Origin of the sequence: Streptomyces sp. NPDC046939 (assembly GCF_040644575.1) — a bacterium.
Taxonomy (GTDB): Bacteria; Actinomycetota; Actinomycetes; order Streptomycetales; family Streptomycetaceae; genus Streptomyces.
Window position 1 is genome coordinate 67127 of the sequence record NZ_JBEYWV010000033.1, and the last position, 15191, is coordinate 82317.

Consider the following 15191-nt stretch of genomic DNA (forward strand, 5'->3'; position numbering starts at 1 on the left):
CCCACCCGAGCGGTGGCCCGAGCCACGACCTGCCCCAGCCCCACGGGCTCGGACACCAGCAGCCTTGGCAGCCGCACCCGGTGCCGCGCCGACGTACGGGGTGACGCCGACTCACTCGTCTCTGGATGTTCCGGCAGCTTCGCCATGCAGTGCAGTGTGAGGCCACCAGTTGTCCGCGCCAAGCGGCAATATGCGTATTTGGCGGGAGTACGTACGGTGTCAACACCCTGGCTGCTGCTGCCGCGGCCGCTTCGTGCCCGACGTCTGGTGGGGCCCCCTTGATTAGAGCGCGGCCAGGGACGCTGAGCACGCTAATAGCCCAATGCATCGTCGCTTCCGACTTGCTCGACCAGGTGCCATCTACCTCGAAAAGTCACAGCAAGCTGCACAACAGCCTCCATAACCATGTCCCGCCACAGGATCGCACTAACATTCCATTTCATGGCCGACGTTTCCGAACCCAACTTCCCCGCCGATCTGATCGACGCACAGCGCGAGCTCCTCGGTGTGCAAGCCGAGCTGCACGCCCTGCAGAAACGACTCGCCTGGTCCCTCGAGCCGGCCGAGGCCATCTCATCGACCGACGGGTGGCGGCGCTTCAAGCGGCCTGCAACGGGCGACTGGACCGAAGACGAGGCCGCCTCCTACGACCGGCTGCGGCTTCGGGCGCGCGACCTGGCCACCACGATCATCTGCCACACCCATTGGTCCCAGTTCGACGGAGCCGAGGTCACCAAGATGCGCAGCCTGCTGAAAAAACTGCCGACCGTGCAGCCCGTGATTCCGGTCGCCGGTGGCACAACGGATGACGTGACGGCAGCTGCCTGACGCGGCACCCTGGCCTGCCAGGCACGCCAGGCTATGCGCATGTGCCGGCGGGGTGACATGCGCTCGGGGGCAGACTGCACGGGCTAGCTCTTTGATGGAATGCGCCCGGTGATCTCGCGGGCGAACCACTCGGCTTCCTGGGACAGTTCGTCCTCGCCCTCAGCAGCGATCAGTTCGAGCAGGCGCAACAGGTGCTGCGCCTCGTCGAGGGTGAGCAGCGCCAGGCGGTGAACGGTGGCGTCCTGGGCCGGGATGTGCGAGGTGAGCGCAGTGGGCTCGTGTGCGTGCATGGCCGTTCCAACGTCCCAGAAGCGCCCAGGATGCGCATGATCCAGCTGAACGGGTTGCAGGCCGTCAGGCACGGGTGCCAAGGGCGCTGATCCCCGGGTAGGGCACGTGGGTTGTCAGGCGTCGTTGCCGGGGCTCTACTGCTTGAAGCGAACTTCGAGAGATTCCTGAACGCCGAGAAGCATGCTCCGGTCGTGCTGCTCGGCGCGGGCCAGGACGTTACCTCGCGCACCTGGTGCTCGGTCGCGGTGTTCAGGCGGTTCGTAGGGTTCCAGGGCCCAGGGCCTCGATCGCCGGTCAGGTCCGCGCCCGAAAGACCAGGTCAGACAGCGAACTCCTGCTGGAGTACTAGGCCCTCCGGCCGCGGCGTAGGTCGCTGACGGTTTCACCGAACTCGCGTTTCAGGGCCCTGCCGAGGTGTTTGGTGTCGTGTACGCCCCATCGTGCTGCGATGGTGGCCGTGGAGACGTCTGAGGAGGCGGAGGCGAGGAGATCCCTGCGGATCCGTAGCAGGCGTTCGTGCCGGACCCAGGCGGTGAAGGTCAGATCGCCGCCTCTGAACAGTGCGTGCAAGTGCCGGACTGAGATGCGGTGTTGGCGCGCGACCGTCTCCGCACTGAGCTGAGAGTCGCCAAGGTGGGCCAGTGCGTAGGCGCGGATACGGTCGACAAGTTCGCTGGTGACGGAAGCCCGCTCAGGGGTGGTCTCGGAGAAAGCAGCGAGGAGCAGGGCGGTGAGCGCGTCGGCCAGATGGGTACGCGCTACACCCTGGCGCGGGAGATCCTCGTTGACTGCGGACAGTGCGTGGCCGAGGAGTGAGCCGATTCCGCCCTGGGGGGATATGGGGAGCACGGTGCGCCGGCTGATGGAGTGCGCATGCCTGCCGAGGCTTGCCCAGGGAACGCACAACACGGTCATGTCGCTGGGGTCGGCACCGATGAGCCGGTAGGGCCGGGTGTTGTCACAGGCGAACAGTTCACCGGGTTTCACCGTCGTGGTCCGGTCGTCCTGGGTCGCCGTAAGCGGGCCATGATGGTGCAGAGTGAAGTGCATCCACTCCACGTCGCTGGAGGTGATGCTGCGGCTGCCCCGTGTCACCGTTGCGGCAGTGGCCTGGATACGGGCGACGACCACAGGTCCGATGGCTGTGTGGTTGACCACGGCATCGAACTCCTGCGGGCCGGGACCGGTAACCCGCAAAGGCGCGAACAAGGATGAGGCAACCGCCTCGAACGCCTCAGTTCCTGTTAAGTGAAGATCGTGACGGTCTGTCATTCCAATGCACCCCCGTCGTGCACGGGCACTCTACTGCCGCGTTGTGCACCGTGCACGAACTGGGGAGTCACCGTGCGCGGACTGGTGCTCGCGGGCCACGGAATATGCCTACAGTCATCAATGCGCGATCTATGGATGGCTGACAATGGAGGGATCCATGAGGGGAAGTATTCGCCGAGCCCTGGTGATGGCATTGACAGCCGCAGCTGCGGTTGTGACAGCGGTCGGTCCCGCTCAGGCACAGGCCGAGAAAACCCGGTACAACTGTCCCGACGGAGCCGTCTGCCTGTACGCCGAGGGTGCACCCTTGTCATCGACGCCCACCCACATCTGGTACAGCTACGGCGCGCACAACTTGAGCGGCCAGTACAACAAGCACTGGATCTACAACAACCAGTACGGCTGGAACGCTCTGGCAGAGCTGTGCACCGGATACAACGGGACAGGCGACTGCGGCGACAGGCTGTGGCCGCAGGACGGGGTTTGGAGGGATCTCACGCCAATCAACTCGGTTGTCCTGCGCCTGTACTATCCAGGTGAAGGCTGAGCAGTGAGCAGCTCCTGCATGCCTGGTCAGGGGCCACGTTGACGGAGTTCTTCACACTCTGGGTGTCGATCCCGGATTCAGCGGGCTCGCGCTGGCAGGAGGCCGGGGCCTCTGCTGCTGTCTCCAAGCCGGCCGCCGCGCCCGGCAGCGCTACCGGCCCGGCCGAGGATCCGTGCCGCCCCAACCGAATAAGCGTCCAGGTGGTTCGGCCGAACCACCTGGACGCGTCGCCGCGTCTCGAACGGAGATCCCCGAGACGGTTCGGCCGAACCGTTTGCGAAGTTCTACTTGCAAAGAAGACCGCGAAGGGGACCCGTAAGTCCGCTTACTGGCCCTAACAAAGCCTCTGGGCATGGCGGTGGGTGATCAGGCAGACGGCGACTCCGAGGAAGGCCTCGTGAATGTCGTCGCGTCGTTCCCAGCGGATGCGCAGGCGGCGGAAGCCGTGCAGCCAGGAGATGGTGCGCTCGACGACCCAGCGGAAAGTGCCCAGGCCGGTGCCGTGTGGCTGACCGCGTTCGGCGATCGCGGGCCGGATGCCACGCTGCTGAAGCAGTCGGCGGTACTTGTCGTGGTCGTAGCCGCGGTCGGCGAAGAGCATGTCGGGCCGTCTGCGCGGCCGGCCAACAGCTCCCGCCACTGCCGGGCTGCCGCACCACAAAACGCTCGACGTGTACGACTTCGCCTTCCAACCCGAACTCGATCCCCGCCAGATCAAAGATCTCGCCAACCTCGCCATCGTCGAGGCCAAGGCCAACGCGGCCCTGCTGGGCCCGCCCGGGGTTGGCAAGACCCACATCGCCGTCGCGCTCTCGGTCTCCGCCTGCCGGGCCGGCTTCTCTGTCTACTTCACGACCCTTGACGACATGGTCCGCCAGCTCAAAATTGCCAAGGCGGCCGGACGACTCAACAGCAAATCCCGCACCGACCTTCGGCCCCGACATTCTCGTCGTCGACGAAGTCGGCTACCAGCCCCCCCTCGAACGCGCTGAGGCCACCTGGTGTTCCAGGTCATCTCCAAGCGCTACGAGAAGGGCTCCATCATCCTGACCTGACGTCGTCTCCATCAACGGCCCCAGTTACAGTTCAAGAACCGGCTCGCTGCCATCGGACGCGAGACCGCAGCCTAGACCGCGGGCCAGGCTGGGGACTCATCGAACGACGCGGATGCCTGGCAGCGGAGACATCCCCTCGCCTTCCGCGGTGAGGACTTCTCGCGCCAACTGCCGGGCGCGTCCCCACCCGGTATCGGTCGCCAAGGCCTCCTTGTCCACCTATCCACGTCGGTGACCTGGGACATCTCACTGAAAACTTCATCGATCATCTACAACGAGGGCAACACCTCACGACTGAGCCGGCCCTCATCGGTCAGTTGCCCAGCAAGGCGGAAGGCATCATCAAAGCCCAAGACGATCTCGTCCGGCGGTACGTCGTATTTGTCCAGCAAGGCCACCTGATTCGAAGCAGGCGCCGCAACCACGACGACCGCCTCGATCAGCATGCGACGACGCGCTGAAAGGCCAGAGCTCTCCACAAGGTCATCGTGCCACGACTCCGCTCGGGTCGAGCGAACAGCCCGTCATCTCCCTGAACACGTTTGTCCGTACTCCACTGAGCACCTTCTCGGCCCCGGAAGATTTCCGTGAAGCCGGGGAGTGCCCCACGCGCCGGTGACAGACCGTCACGGGTAGTGGCGTCGGACGTGAGTCATGAGGATGACACGTTGGCGAAGGAGTGGAACTCCTGCTCGACCCGCCGTTGGAGCCGCGTCCTCGTTGCCATCAGCGTGACCGAGGGCGAGATCGACGCGGTGACGTCGTGGGACTCCGGGGTGATCTCCATCGGCTACCAGCAGTGGTCGATGCACACGCCGGAGAGCGGTCCGAGCCTGCTGTCGCGCATCAAGCGGATCGATGATGCCACGTCCACGTACGACGTGCTCGCGCGGGCGAGCGGCATAGACACGACGACATCGACGGCCCCCGGTGCGTCGCCGGCCGGCGACACGGGTACGCCGATCGCGGACGTGCTCGAGAACCGACTGCTGTGGCGATTGCAGCCGTCAGGGCCGGTCCGTGTCGAACTCGGGCCCGATGAGGACCGCGATCCGATCTCGTTCGGCCTCGGCTGGAGGAAGTCGGGCAAGCTCTACTACATCGGCGACCCGGCGGCCACCGTGACCGCCCGGGTCGCGGTGCTTGCGCGCTTCATGCCGGCCTTGTGGCAGGCGCAGGCCGAGCTCGGACTCGCCCATCCCCCATATGCTCTCCGACCTGCGGAAGAACGCGACGGAGATCGGTCTTGACGGAGATCGGTCTTGCCGGAATCACCGGCCTGAAACAGCCCGTGACCGTGCCTCAGCTCTTCCACAGCGAGGCCGCCGTCGCCAGCCTGCTCGACCATCACATCAACGTGCGCCAGACCGAGTTCGGCCCTGCGGTCGGTGTCGCCGTGCGCAACGCGGTGGCGGCGGCGGTCAAGGACCGCGGCACGTCCGGCGGAGGCCCGATCCCCGTCGACACCGAGCTGAGGCTGCGCGTATTCATCGCCCATCAGGGTGCACGCCAACTGCGTCCGCAGCGCAATCCCAAGGAGGCACCTGCGGTGAACGAAGTGGGCGCCATGCGGGCGGCACACCTACCCGCGCCGTGTGAAGCGGTACGGACATCTCACTCACACGTGCCTTCCCGTGGCCGCCGTAGGCCGGCACCGACCGTTCAAACGGCCCGCTGTGCTCCCACCGGCCGGGCCGCCGGCTGCTGGTCCGACGGCGCGGAGCATGAGATGGGCCTCGGCGCCCGGGACGCTCCATCTGCTGAATCAGGTCGAGGACGATGTGGATGCTCACGCCGCGGCGCTTGCCTGCAGTAGCGATGTCAATAGAGGTCGCTCACCGCCCTGAACCCCCCTTCCACTTCAGCCCAGGCGGACTCGACATCCTGAAGCCGGGAGGCTCCGCGCACGCCGCCTGCTTCTTGACCGTCCTCGGCGTAGCGCTCGAGGAGAGCGTCCAGTCGCCACCTCTTCTGGCACACGCGGCAGTACAAGCCGACCCCTCCAGCGTCTCCGACCACCATGGCGACGTCCTCGTGCAGGTTCTCGCCCGACCAGTGCGCGATAAGCGGCATGCTGTATCTCCTCAGCCGACGCTGGTGATCCTGGCGTATGCCTCCGGGTTCTTCTGTGCGATGTCGCCGAGCACGGATTGCGCCTGTTCGCCTTTGGACATTCGGTTCACCACTTCCCGCGCTGTTACAGCGGTCGAGGTGGCCATCTGCCTCGACGACTGCGCATCGGCCTCAGCAGCTCGCCGCTCGGACGCGCTGACGCGTGTGCCGAAGTAGAAGCCGACGATGGTCGTGAGCAGCGGTGACACCAGCCCGACGACGATCACTCGGCGGTCGAACGTGCTGAACGCTCCTCGGGCCTGCTCAGGGCGGGACCCAGTCGACGAACCGACGGTCGACCGGCCCACAGCCGTCGATTCGCGTGGAGCCGGATCGGCCTGTCGGGGCGGATCGGCTGAGGCTCCGATCGCCGTGATGCTGAGCACCCAGAACAGCGCGAGCAGGCCGAGGGCCAAAACCCCGGTCACGATCAGGTTGACGTTCTCACGTGCGTCCTTCCGGTCCCCCACTGTCCTCACCCCTCGGCGTCCGCACCGGTCCGGGCGGTCACGTCGCCTGCATCGCTCGCAGTACGTCGAGTAGCCCGTGCCCTTGAAACGATCGTTCCCGCCCCAGGTCGGTGGCCGACTGACACAGGATTTCCTTGACCCGTTCCGGACGGCCGATCAGTTCTGGGTACCGGGCAAGCAGCATTGCCGCGGCACCGCTGACGTGGGCGGCCGCCTGGCTGGTTCCGACCATGGCTCGCTTCTCACCGCCGGGCACGGGCCCATCAATGTCCACACCTGGCGCGATCAGGTCGGGCTTGAGTCGTCCGTCCGCGGTCGGGCCCCGGCTGGAGACGTAGCTGACACCATGCCGGTGCACGTCAGTCCGGTGCGTTGCCCCGACCGTGATGACGGACTCCGTGTTGCCCGGGTCAGTGATGCTCATCGCGTTGTAGCCGGCGCCGACGGTTCGCGCACGGCCGGTGAAGCCGGCATTGCCTGCCGAGCAGACGACCACCACCCCTGAACGAACCAACCGGTCGCTTTCTACGCACACCGGTGTCCAGCCGCATGCGTGCGCGGCGACTGCCTGGGGCGCCTCCAAGCTGATGTTGACCCCTGCTATGACGATCCGGCCCGCTTGCTCGTTGACATAGCGGATCGCCTGGAGAGCAATGACGAGAGAGAACTCATCCCCCGAGTTGGCCTGGTCGATGACTCGGAAGTCGATCAGCCGGATGCCAGGGCAAAGCCCGCGTACCGCCCGCTCCGGCCAGTCCCCTCCCAGCACGCCGGCGACATGGGTACCGTGCGGGCTGGCCGGGATCCTGTACGGGCACTGCCCCGCGAGTTGCTTGACCACTGCCGTGTCGGCAGACGCGGGTGCAAAGCCTGGTGGCGGCAGGTACTCCAGCGTCGGAAGCGTTCGCCGCCAGTCGATCAAGCCCACTGTCGTCGCGTCTCTGGCAACGAGCTGTCGGGCCGAGACGAAGTCGAAGGAACGGACAACCCTGGTCTGTCCGGGAACGGGCGCGCCAGCGGCGTCACGCAATACGAAGGCGGGGTGCGTCGCGTCCACGCCGCTGTCGACAACTGCCCATACAAGGCCGCTGCAGTCGACGGAGAAGAGCTGCTCGGCCGCGTCGGCCTTTACGGTGGTGCGGGAGCGGGCCGTGGCGGTGCTTACCTCTCGATTCCCTGTCACGCTCGTCACCGGGTACTTCCGGCGCCTGTCGAGGGTATGTGTCGAGGACAGCTGTATCTGTGGCGGCTCCTCCGGCTGCTCGTCGGCAGCGTGGAGAATGGCGTGGATCTCGGTGGCAGGATCGGTTGCCCATCCCGAGGCAACGGCGACGAGCAGCGAAACGAACCAACTGAGCTGCCTGCCGCGTTCGTTGGTGCGGACGTCAGCGTCGATGGAGACGGAGTCCGGATCGTCCGGTGTCATCGTCGAGGCAATCACAGAATCCGGTCCGCCGGCGGCGGCCATCTGAATCTGTTGCAGGGACAGACGCTTGGCCCTGCGCACCAAGCCGCGCAGATTCGTCAGTGGCAGCACGGCGTGCAGCAGGTCGCTGAAGGTCAGTTCAGCGACCACGACCGCTCCCGCAGCGACGATGCGCGCATCCGCGGTGGCGTGTGCCACGAGGTGTGCCACCACGGCTTGCGACCCATGGTCCTGGTGGACTGCCAGAATCACATCGACGCGTCGGCCGCTGGCGCCATGGAGGGCATAGGCCGACCAGGCGTCGAATGTCACCGGGCATTCGGTCACCCACGGCTCCGGCGCGGGGCCAGGCCCATAGAACGCGCGTTCCAGCTGGCTGCCATCCACATCAAGTCCCGCCGTACCTCTGTCACCTGCGTCGAAGTGGACCGGTTGCGGTGACCGCCTGCCGGGCCTGTGCCGCGTCTCTGGGGCCGCGAAGCCCAGCTTGCTGCATCCGAGTTCTGATGGTGGCGTCTTGGTCCCGCTCACACGCGGTTTGGGTCGCTGCCCTTTCGCCACTGATCTTGCAGGGTGAGAGTCGGCTGCTAGTTCGGCGCTTCCGGTTTCGACGGTATGCCGAAGTCTGCGGTGCGTCGGACATGTCTGCCTCCCTACGGCAGACTCGTGGGGCGGTCCCCAGTTCCAGGTGCGGCCTCGGCACCCAGCTCGACAGCGGTCGCGTCGACCGCGGCGACGACCGAGGGCAGGACACCTCGCTCTCGGAGGGTGTCTGCAAGGTTGGACGCCAGGTCGGCTGCCATGGTGCGTTCGCCGAGGCGGCCGAGGACGGGAGCGACCTGCTCGACGTTCCGGGTCACTCCGATGTGTCCCAGAGTGACGGCGGCCCTTCGCGGGTCCGCGTAAGCTTTGCCGAGCAGTGGGACTGCGGCATCGGGCCGGGAGTCGGTCAGGTGGAAGCTGCGCTCGCCGTGAGCGTTCTCGGTCAGGACCCGGCCCGGCAGCGTGGCCATCTGCCCCAGGGAAGCGGCTGCGTGGATGGCGAGCGCGCTGTCGGGCAGCCTTTCGACGACCTCGTGCAGCACGTCGTTGGCGTGATCCATGGAGGGTGCGCCTCCCCGGCTCCCGCCCAAGGCCAGCACCCGGCCCACCTCTTCGGTGTACACGTCGGGAGCCATCAGCTCGGCTTCCCTGCTGACCGGCGGGCGCACTTCTATGGGCATGGGGGCGGACAGGACGTCGCCGGACGGAGTGCGCAGCGCCGCGTAGACGCGGTAGCGTCCCGGTTCGCAGAGCTCGAAGCCGCCGCGTCCGGCTGACAGAAACAAAGGCGCGTACAAGGACTCGCCAGGTTGCAGCACATGTGGTTCGGCCAGCGCGCAGTACCGTATGTACGGTAGCCACTGCCGTGGCTCATGCCGATCCCTGGCGATGACCACGGTCAGCCCATCGCTGCGCAGGATGTTGCGGTCGACAACGGTGGGAATGGAGGACGCGTTCTTCAGCTTGAGTTCCGCCGCCACCGGCTCCAGCGCCTCGAACCTCGGCACTTCGCGATGGACGCGCAACGTGAGTTCCAGGGTGCTGGCCGACGCCTTGCGCACCTGCTGGAACGCGTGGTGGTCGAACCAGGGCGCGTTGCCGGGCTCGACGAAGCGTTCCGGTGCGTGTCGCATGAACAGCAACTCATCGTCGCTGAACCGGTACTGGAAGTCGGCGAAGAACGCGGCGGGGCCGCCGCCGACGAAGTACGGGTAGTTCATGAAGCTGCGCGCCTCCGGCTCGTCAGCAAGCGGAAGCCACGCGGTGCCGAGGCTCTTCTGCCAGGAATGGGCGAGGTTGAGGGCGTGCCCCGTCTCGTGCACCGCCGTCCAAAAACGCATGCGCTGCACGGCTGCGTCCGGTGCTGGGTCGCCGGAGGGAGGCGGGTCGGAGATGAACGAGTCGCTGAAGATGGCGCAACCCTGCCGTTGCGCGGTGCCGATGTCGTCGAACATAATCCCGCCCAGGCTTCTGCCCGACTCATGGCGCGCGGCGAACAGTACCCATATCTGCCACTGAGCCTGATCGGCCCACTTCGACCAGTGCGCTTGCATGGCGTCGTGCATTTCAATGTCGGACCAGAGTGCGTCGCTTCCCGCCTTGTCGATCGGGATGGCGTTGCCCCCAGTGGTCTGGGTCATGGCGATGCCAAAGCGGCTGAAGGCACCCTCGATGGACAGTGTGGTGTTGGGCAGGTCGGCCGGACGGTTCGGGTGTGAACCCAAGTCGTACTGGGTGACTGCGGTGGCGTCGCTCGCCCAGTCGTACTCGACGCCCACATTGCGGAACTCCGCCTGCCGGAAAGCGAAGGTGTGCGTTGAGTCAGGCAGTCCGGAGCCGGTGAAGGTGACCGTCGCCGTCCTCATTCCGCCCTCGGCCAGTTGCACCAGAACGTCGCTGTGCGGCTCCAGGCCGACGGTTCCGTCTCGGTAGGTGATGCTCCCCGCATAGCCCGCGCGGTTCACATCCCAGCTCACGCGCGCGAGCCAGGTGAGGCTGCCACCGATGAGCCGTGAGATGGTGCCGCTGACCGTCATGGTGGGGTACAGACCGTCTACATCGACTCGAAGCTCTTCGAAGAATGAAGGGAAGGGCACCCAAGGCTTGGGCGGCCAGAATGGGGGCCGCGGCGGCAGCGGCCGTGTCTGCCAGCGAGCGTAGACACCACTGCGGTTGGGTCCCGCGTCTGCCGCCGAAGATGGCACGCTCGCGGAACTACCGTCATGGGTTTCGGAGCTGTCTGCAACGGTCATGACGTTGTCCCTCGCCGGAGTGGCTGGAGGTCATTCAGCCTGTACATCACATAGAGGCTGCTTCCCAAACTGTTGGACCCCCTGCTGTCTGTCAATGCGTCGTTCAGCGCACGGCGAAGGGCACGGTCTTCGCCGGGGTGATACGTTCTGGCTCCGGTGTTCTGGACTACTGCTCCTGTTGACTCACGAGGTCACCGGTGGCGCCGCGCAGTCTCCGACCGCGATAGAGACCTTCCCTGCAGCATCAGCTCCGCCGCCCCGGCATGGGGCCTGCAACGCGGCACCGAGTCGCACCTCCCATACTTCAAGCTCCGCACCGGCTGCTTTCCTCGTAGAACACGAACACGCACCGCACATCGACGCGCGGCTGATTCCTCTCACCCGGCACGGCGACAGATTCGCCTCTCGTCCTCTCCTTTCAGCGCTACCACTCGCATCCCACAGCACGAACACGACGGCTCCGGCGGCCATTGCCCGGACGTCGAGGGTGTTCGAGACGAGAACGCCGAGGACGACGTCGGCGCCGGCCACCGCATTCGTGAGGGTGCCGGTGACGCCCCCGGGTCGGTGCTGTCCGCGATCCAGCGCAGCGGCAAGTCCTTGTCGGCATCCCCGAGGTCATGCGCGGTCGGCGTGCACGACTCCCTGAATGTCGGCTCGGCGAGAATGCTCGGTGTTTCGAAGAGATCGTTGCCGGCGTATGGCATTGGTCTGGCGTGACACGGTGTTCTGCGTAATTTTCGTCCGAGATCTGCCGTGCCGGAACGTGCTCTGCTAGGCAGGGAGGCGGCCCCGCGCGGGCACAGCTGGTGCGCCTCGCCGGGCCGGGGGGAATCATGGCTGGTTCCGTGAGCCGTAAGGCACCGCGGGTGCCTGTCACCGATCCCACGCTGGGGGTCGATGTCACCGTCGCGCGGCAAGGGAAGCCGAAGCACCGGCTGGTCGCGATCGGGGATTCCTTGACGCAGGGTTTCCAGAGCGCGGCAATCTTCAACACCGCTCTCTCCTACCCGGCGATCGTGGCGTACGAGCTGGGATGCGCCGAACAGTTCCGGTACCCCCGTTACGACGGGTTCGGCGGACTGCCCTTCAACATCGAACTGTTCCTCCGGGAACTGGAGACTCACTACGGGGCGGCCGTGGACCTGTGGGAGGCCCCGTTCGCGCTCTTCCGGGCGTTGAGTCACATGGATCAGGTCAAGCAGTACTGGACACAAGGGCCCGGCAGCGTCGTGCCCTCGACCACAGCTGTCATGCACAACCTGGCCGTGTTCGGCTGGGACCTGCGCGACGCGCTCTCCAAGTCCGCCGACGCGTGCCGCAAGCGCATCGAGACGCCGAAGGACGACCCGATTATCCAGATCGTTCCGAACGCCGCCGAGCGCGCGGCCCTGCGCGTCCTGCCGACCCAGCCCCCGGCGGCGGCGTCCTTCGGTCAACTGGGTGCGGCCGCCGAGCTCGGCAAGGACATCGATGGCACCGGCGCCGAGCATGGCATCGAGACGCTGGTCATCTTCCTGGGTGCGAACAACGCCCTGCGGGCGATGACCGAACTCAAGGTGGTCTGGAGCGAGGACCCTGGCTTCGACGATCTGGACCGCAAGGGGCGCTTCACCGTCTGGCGGCCGGAGCACTTCACCTCCGAGTTGAGGGCAGTGGCCTCCGCGGTCGCCGACATCAAGGCACGCCATGTCATTTGGTGCACGGTCCCGCATGTCACCATCGCCCCGATCGCCCGCGGCGTGAAAGGCAAGACCGCGCCGGGCTCGGCGTACTACCCGTACTACACCCGGCCGTGGATCAGCGACCGCGATTTCGATCCCGGCCGCGACCCGAGCATCACCGCCGCGCAGGCTCAGCAGGTCGACGAGACGATCGATCAGTACAACGACGCGATCGCCGCGGCGGTCCGTGAGGCCCGGCAGCAGGGCGCGGACTGGTACCTGATGGAGACCTGCGGCCTGCTTGACCGGCTCGCCACCCGCCGCTACGCGGAGGATCCGGCGGCGCGTCCGGACTGGTGGCAACCGTACGCGCTGCCGCCGGCGCTCCAGGCGCTGACGCCGCCGCCGAATTCCCGCTTCCTCAAGGGCGAAGGGCAGCGCCGCTCGGACGGCGGGCTGTTCTCGCTCGACGGCGTCCACCCGACCACCGTCGGGTACGGCATCGTCGCCCAAGAGCTGATCAAGGTGATGCGGCTGGCGGACGTGGAGTTCTTCCGGCCCGACGGAGTCACCACGCGCCAGGACCCGGTGCTCGTCGACTTCGACCGGCTCGTCCGCAATGACACATTGATCAACCGGCCGCCGGGGAACCTTGGTTCGACGCTGCGCACCATTGGTTGGGCCGACGAGGCCGCAGACCTTCTGCGGCGAATCTTTACCGGGTTCTGAGGCAGCGCACGCCTTGTCTGAACGGAGACCGTGATGGGCAACGCACACGCGCCCGTTCCGCCCCAGCGACGCGGAATGGGATCACTCCCCTACGAGGACGGCGCCGCCTTCCGTCTCTGGGCACCCCACGCCGCTTCCGTCGTCGTCACCGGATCGTTCAACGGCTGGCAGCTTGCCGGAGCCGCGATGGACCACGAGGGCGGCGGCTACTGGTACGCGAACGTGCCCGGGGTGAAGCGGGGTGATGAGTACAAGTACGTGATCACGACGGTGGACGGCGCCCGTCTGTGGCGCACAGATCCCTACGCGCAGGCCATGACCGGGTCACATGGCAACTCTCTGGTCGTCTCGTCCGACCACGCCTGGGGCACCGCCCCGTACCGCAGCCCCGACTGGGACGAACTGGTCGTCTACGAGTTGCACATCGGCACCTTCAACGACCTCCCGGGCGGCGGGCCCGGCACCTTCACCGACGCGATCGAACGACTCCCCTACCTGGCGAAGCTGGGGATCAACGCGATCGAACTGATGCCCGCGGCGGAGTTTCCCGGCTCCTCTTGGGGCTACAACCCGTCCGCGCCGTTCGCAGTCGAGACGGATTTCGGTGGTCCCCGGGCACTGAAGACGCTGGTGAACGCGGCGCACGACCTCGGTATCGCGGTGCTGTTCGACGTCGTCTACAACCACCTGGGGCCGACCGACCTCGACCTGTGGCGCTTCGACGGCTGGTACGAAAACGACGGCGGCGGCATCTACTTCTACAACGACGGCCGTGCATGGACGCCTTGGGGTGACACCCGCCCCGACTACGGCCGGCCCGAGGTCCGTCAGTACCTGCGCGACAACGCGCTGCACTGGCTGGAGGAGTATCGACTCGACGGCCTGCGCTGGGACGCCACCTCCTACATCCGCTCGACCGGCCGCGGCGTCGAACTCGCGGACGGCTGGGGCCTGATGCGCTGGATCAATGACGAGATCGACCGTCGCCAGCCCTGGAAGCTCAGCATCGCCGAGGACATGGCCAATGACGCGCGGATCACCGACGCCACCCCGGGCGGCGCCGGCTTCGACGCCCAGTGGGACGACGGCTTCGTTCGCCCCGTGCGCGCGGCGCTCACCGTGCCCGATGACAGGTCACGCGACATGCGCTCCGTCTGCGACGCCATCGAACACCGTTATGACAACGACGCCTTCCACCGGATCCAGTACTTGGAGTCCCACGACGCGTCGGGCGACCTTTCCGGCAACGTCCGCCTGCCCGAGGCCATCTGGCCCCACAACGCCGACAGCTGGTACGCCAAGAAGCGTGCGACGCTCGGCTCCGTCCTCGTGCTCACCTCACCTGGTATCCCCATGCTCTTCCAGGGCCAGGAATTCCTCGCCGACGGCACCTTCGACGACCGAAATCCCCTCGACTGGACCCGCGAGGACCGCTACACCGGCATCGTCCGACTGCACCGTGACCTAATCGCGCTCCGCCGCAACCGCACCGACCGCACAGCCGGGCTGCGCGGGCAGGACACCGTCGTCCACCACGTCAACAACACGGACAAGGTCATCGCCTTCCACCGCTACGCCCACGCCGGCCCCCGCGACAGCACCGTCATCCTCGCCAACTTCGGCAACCGCGCCTACTGCGACTATCTCCTCGGCCTCCCCCGCCACGGCACCTGGCGCATCCGCTTCAACAGCGACTGGTCCGGCTACGACCCCACCTTCAGCAACCACCCCGCTTTCGACCTCTCCGCAGACGGACCGAGCCGGGACGGCATGCCCTGCTCCGGAGCCGTCGGACTCGGCCCCTACAGCGCGATCATCATGTCCCAGGACGAGTGACACCACCGCGAGGCGCGAAGCGCGAACCGTTCGTCGCCACAACTGCAAGTGGCATGTATGGGCTGCGCTGCGAGCACCAACGAAGGCTCGCCAAAAGCGCTGACGTCGACGGGGGCGGTCCTCGGACCGCTCACCGTCGAACCGAACAGCGTACGCCGACTGGGCC

Annotated in this window: 13 protein-coding genes and 3 pseudogenes; 7 read left to right on the forward strand and 9 right to left on the reverse strand. The window is 66.6% G+C overall.

Annotation, left to right across the window (positions count from 1 at the left end; translation table 11 throughout):
- Nucleotides 1-441: 441 nt before the first annotated feature.
- Complete coding sequence (locus ABZ877_RS30580; RefSeq protein ID WP_361077604.1) at nucleotides 442-828, forward strand: hypothetical protein; 387 nt, start codon at nucleotides 442-444, stop codon at nucleotides 826-828.
- A gap of 83 nt (nucleotides 829-911) precedes the next feature.
- Here the strand turns inward: ABZ877_RS30580 and ABZ877_RS30585 are convergent, their stop codons facing one another.
- A complete protein-coding gene (locus ABZ877_RS30585) occupies nucleotides 912-1190 on the reverse strand; it encodes a DUF6417 family protein (protein ID WP_361077606.1) in 279 nt (92 codons plus the stop codon).
- 274 nt (nucleotides 1191-1464) lie between these two features.
- Nucleotides 1465-2391, reverse strand: a complete 927-nt coding sequence (locus ABZ877_RS30590) for a helix-turn-helix domain-containing protein (RefSeq protein WP_361077609.1) — start codon at nucleotides 2389-2391, stop codon at nucleotides 1465-1467.
- 157 nt (nucleotides 2392-2548) lie between these two features.
- On the opposite strand from ABZ877_RS30590, the gene ABZ877_RS30595 reads away from it, so the two are divergent.
- Complete coding sequence (locus ABZ877_RS30595) at nucleotides 2549-2938, forward strand: hypothetical protein (protein WP_361077611.1); 390 nt, start codon at nucleotides 2549-2551, stop codon at nucleotides 2936-2938.
- A gap of 334 nt (nucleotides 2939-3272) precedes the next feature.
- Here ABZ877_RS30595 and ABZ877_RS30600 read toward each other — a convergent pair.
- A pseudogene (locus ABZ877_RS30600) lies at nucleotides 3273-3563 on the reverse strand (transposase); the annotation flags it as partial.
- 22 nt (nucleotides 3564-3585) lie between these two features.
- On the opposite strand from ABZ877_RS30600, the pseudogene ABZ877_RS30605 reads away from it, so the two are divergent.
- Nucleotides 3586-3990 (forward strand): annotated as a pseudogene (locus tag ABZ877_RS30605) (ATP-binding protein); the annotation flags it as partial.
- 272 nt (nucleotides 3991-4262) lie between these two features.
- Here the strand turns inward: ABZ877_RS30605 and ABZ877_RS30610 are convergent.
- Nucleotides 4263-4439, reverse strand: a complete 177-nt coding sequence (locus ABZ877_RS30610; protein WP_361077614.1) for a hypothetical protein — start codon at nucleotides 4437-4439, stop codon at nucleotides 4263-4265.
- A 189-nt stretch (nucleotides 4440-4628) separates the two neighbouring features.
- Between ABZ877_RS30610 and ABZ877_RS30615 the strand changes: the two genes are divergently transcribed.
- Together ABZ877_RS30615 and ABZ877_RS30620 are read left to right on the forward strand one after the other, a co-directional pair.
- Nucleotides 4629-5243 carry a hypothetical protein gene (locus ABZ877_RS30615; protein ID WP_361077617.1) on the forward strand — a complete coding sequence of 205 codons (615 nt, stop codon included), beginning with the start codon at nucleotides 4629-4631 and terminating at the stop codon, nucleotides 5241-5243.
- On the forward strand, nucleotides 5240-5809 hold the full coding sequence (locus tag ABZ877_RS30620) for a hypothetical protein (RefSeq protein WP_361077620.1): 570 nt from the start codon (nucleotides 5240-5242) through the stop codon (nucleotides 5807-5809). Before ABZ877_RS30615 ends, ABZ877_RS30620 begins: the two co-directional genes overlap by 4 nt.
- Nucleotides 5810-5814: 5 nt before the next feature.
- Here the strand turns inward: ABZ877_RS30620 and ABZ877_RS30625 are convergent, their stop codons facing one another.
- From ABZ877_RS30625 to ABZ877_RS30645, 5 genes and pseudogenes are all read right to left on the reverse strand, one after another.
- Complete coding sequence (locus tag ABZ877_RS30625; RefSeq protein ID WP_361077622.1) at nucleotides 5815-6066, reverse strand: hypothetical protein; 252 nt, start codon at nucleotides 6064-6066, stop codon at nucleotides 5815-5817.
- 11 nt (nucleotides 6067-6077) lie between these two features.
- Nucleotides 6078-6575: a hypothetical protein gene (locus ABZ877_RS30630; protein ID WP_361077625.1), complete on the reverse strand. Its 498-nt coding sequence runs from the start codon at nucleotides 6573-6575 to the stop codon at nucleotides 6078-6080.
- Nucleotides 6576-6612: 37 nt separating this feature from the next.
- Nucleotides 6613-8388: a S8 family serine peptidase gene (locus ABZ877_RS30635; RefSeq protein WP_361077628.1), complete on the reverse strand. Its 1776-nt coding sequence runs from the start codon at nucleotides 8386-8388 to the stop codon at nucleotides 6613-6615.
- A gap of 266 nt (nucleotides 8389-8654) precedes the next feature.
- A complete protein-coding gene (locus ABZ877_RS30640) occupies nucleotides 8655-10796 on the reverse strand; it encodes a hypothetical protein (protein WP_361077631.1) in 2142 nt (713 codons plus the stop codon).
- 441 nt (nucleotides 10797-11237) lie between these two features.
- Nucleotides 11238-11468: pseudogene (locus tag ABZ877_RS30645) on the reverse strand (NAD-dependent malic enzyme); the annotation flags it as partial.
- 197 nt (nucleotides 11469-11665) lie between these two features.
- On the opposite strand from ABZ877_RS30645, the gene ABZ877_RS30650 reads away from it, so the two are divergent.
- Both ABZ877_RS30650 and ABZ877_RS30655 read left to right on the forward strand, forming a co-directional pair.
- On the forward strand, nucleotides 11666-13189 hold the full coding sequence (locus tag ABZ877_RS30650) for a hypothetical protein (protein WP_361077634.1): 1524 nt from the start codon (nucleotides 11666-11668) through the stop codon (nucleotides 13187-13189).
- 75 nt (nucleotides 13190-13264) lie between these two features.
- Entirely contained in the window at nucleotides 13265-15025 is a 1761-nt protein-coding gene (locus ABZ877_RS30655; RefSeq protein ID WP_361077637.1) for an alpha-amylase family glycosyl hydrolase, read from the forward strand.
- The last annotated feature ends 166 nt before the right edge of the window (nucleotides 15026-15191 follow it).